At 61.2% G+C, this 2,330-nt stretch carries 1 protein-coding gene; it reads left to right on the top strand.

Annotation, left to right across the window (positions count from 1 at the left end; translation table 11 throughout):
• Positions 1-2,330 (top strand): immunoglobulin-like domain-containing protein (locus G7Z99_RS19585; protein WP_375139175.1); only part of this gene is annotated, 2,330 nt, incomplete at both ends.

The raw sequence follows: 2,330 nt of genomic DNA, 5'->3' as shown, positions 1-2,330 counted from the left end.
CACCCTGGCAGCACAAGGTGATGACGTCTTCAAGGACGGCGAAACCGTGAAGCTGGGCGTGCAGAGCGCAGTCGATGCCGGTGGCAAAGGCTTCGAGAACCTGCAGCTGAGCACCACCCCAGCAACGTTGCAGATCACCGACACCACCAGCGAAGTCGTGGCAACACTGACCGCTGACAAGACTACCGTCACCGAAGGCGGCCAGGTTACCTACACCGTGACCCTGACCAATGCCCAAGGTCTGCCAGTGGCTGGCCACAATGGCCTGAGCTTCACCCTGACCGATGGCACCGTGGTCAAAGTCGCGGCCGGCAGCACCACCGGCACCGCGACCATCGTGGTGAAAGATGATGCTTACGTCGGCGGCCAAGCGGACATCGTCAACAAGCTGGTCTCGGTCAGCGGTGGCGATAACTTCGAGAAACTCACTCTCGGCGATGAGACGCGCACCACGACCGTCACTGACGAGCCGGGGACTCCAGGTAACCCAGGTACGCCGGGCGGCACCAACAATGGCGACCTCGTCACTGTCGGCATTACCGCCGACCAGCCGAGCGTTGCTGAAAACCAGCCAGCGACCTTCACCGTCACTACTAACCGTGTGCTGGAGCGTGACCTCAACATCACCCTCAGCAACGGCGATACCGTGACTGTGAAAGCCGGCTCGACCACGGCTACCTACACCCTGGCAGCCCAGGGCGACGACGTCTTCAAAGATGGCGAAACCGTAAACCTGAGCATCCAGAGCGCAGTCGATGCTGGCGGCAAAGGCTTCGAGAACCTGCAGCTGAGCACTACCCCAGCAACGCTGCAGATCACCGACACCATCAACGAAGTCGTCGCAACGCTCACCGCTGACAAGACCACCGTCACCGAAGGTGGTCAGATCACCTACACCGTGACCCTGATCAGCAAGGACGGTCTGCCGGTCACTGGCCACAAAGGCATGACCTTCACGCTGGAAGGTGGCGGTGTCGTCACCATCGAGGCGGGCAAGGCGAGCGGCACTTACGTACTGACGACCGCCGATGACGTGTACGTTGGCGGGCAGGGCACCATCGTCAAGACCATCACCGGTATCACCGGTGGCAATGTCTTCGAGAAGCTGTCGACCTCCGGCTATGTCACTACCGATGTAACCGACGAGCCAGGTACTCCAGGCAACCCAGGTACGCCGGGTGGCACCAACACTGGCGATCTCGTCACTGTCGGCATTACCGCCGATCAGCCGAGCGTCACTGAAAACCAGCCAGCGACCTTTACTGTGACCGTCAACCGTACGCTGGAGCGTGACCTCAACGTCACCCTCAGCAACGGCGATACCGTGACTGTGAAAGCGGGCTCTACCACGGCCACCTACACCCTGGCAGCCCAAGGCGACGACGTCTTCAAGGACGGCGAAATCGTAAACCTGAGCGTACAGAGCGTAGTCGATGCCGGTGGCAAGGACTTCGAAAACCTGCAACTGAGCACCACTCCAGCAACGCTGCAGATCACCGATACCACCAGCGAAGTCGTGGCAACACTGACCGCTGACAAGACTACCGTCACCGAAGGCGGCCAGGTTACCTACACCGTGACCCTGACCAATGCCCAAGGTCTGCCAGTTGGCGGTCACAACGGCCTGAGCTTCACCTTGACCGACGGCACCGTGGTCAAAGTCCCGGCTGGCAGCACCACCGGCACCGCGACCATCGTGGTGAAAGATGATGCTTACGTTGGCGGCCAAGCGGACATCGTCAACAAGCTGGTCTCGGTCAGCGGTGGCGATAACTTCGAGAAATTGACGCTGGGCGGCGAAACCCGCACCACGACCGTCACCGACGAGCCAGGCACCCCTGGCAATCCAGGCGGTACTGGCACCTCGAATGGCGGCGACCTGGTCACCGTCGGCATCACCGCCGACCAGACCAGCGTCACCGAGAATCAGCCGGCCACCTTCACCGTCACCACTAACCGTGTGCTGGAGCGTGACCTCAACGTCACCCTCAGCAACGGCGATACCGTGACTGTGAAAGCGGGCTCGACCACGGCCACTTACACCCTGGCAGCACAAGGTGATGACGTCTTCAAGGACGGCGAAACCGTGAAGCTGGGCGTCCAGAGCGCAGTCGATGCCGGTGGCAAAGGCTTCGAGAACCTGCAGCTGAGCACCACCCCAGCAACGTTGCAGATCACCGACACCACCAGCGAAGTCGTGGCAACACTGACCGCGGACAAGACCACTGTCACCGAAGGCGGCCAGGTTACCTACACCGTGACCCTGACCAACGCCCAAGGCTTGCCGGTCAGCGGCCATAACGGCCTGAGCTTCACCTTGACCGACGGCA

This window comes from Pseudomonas entomophila, from assembly GCF_013523165.1.
GTDB lineage: Bacteria > Pseudomonadota > Gammaproteobacteria > Pseudomonadales > Pseudomonadaceae > Aquipseudomonas > Aquipseudomonas entomophila_A.
Note: the sequence above shows the minus strand (reverse complement) of the source record. Positions and strands in the feature narration are given on the sequence as shown.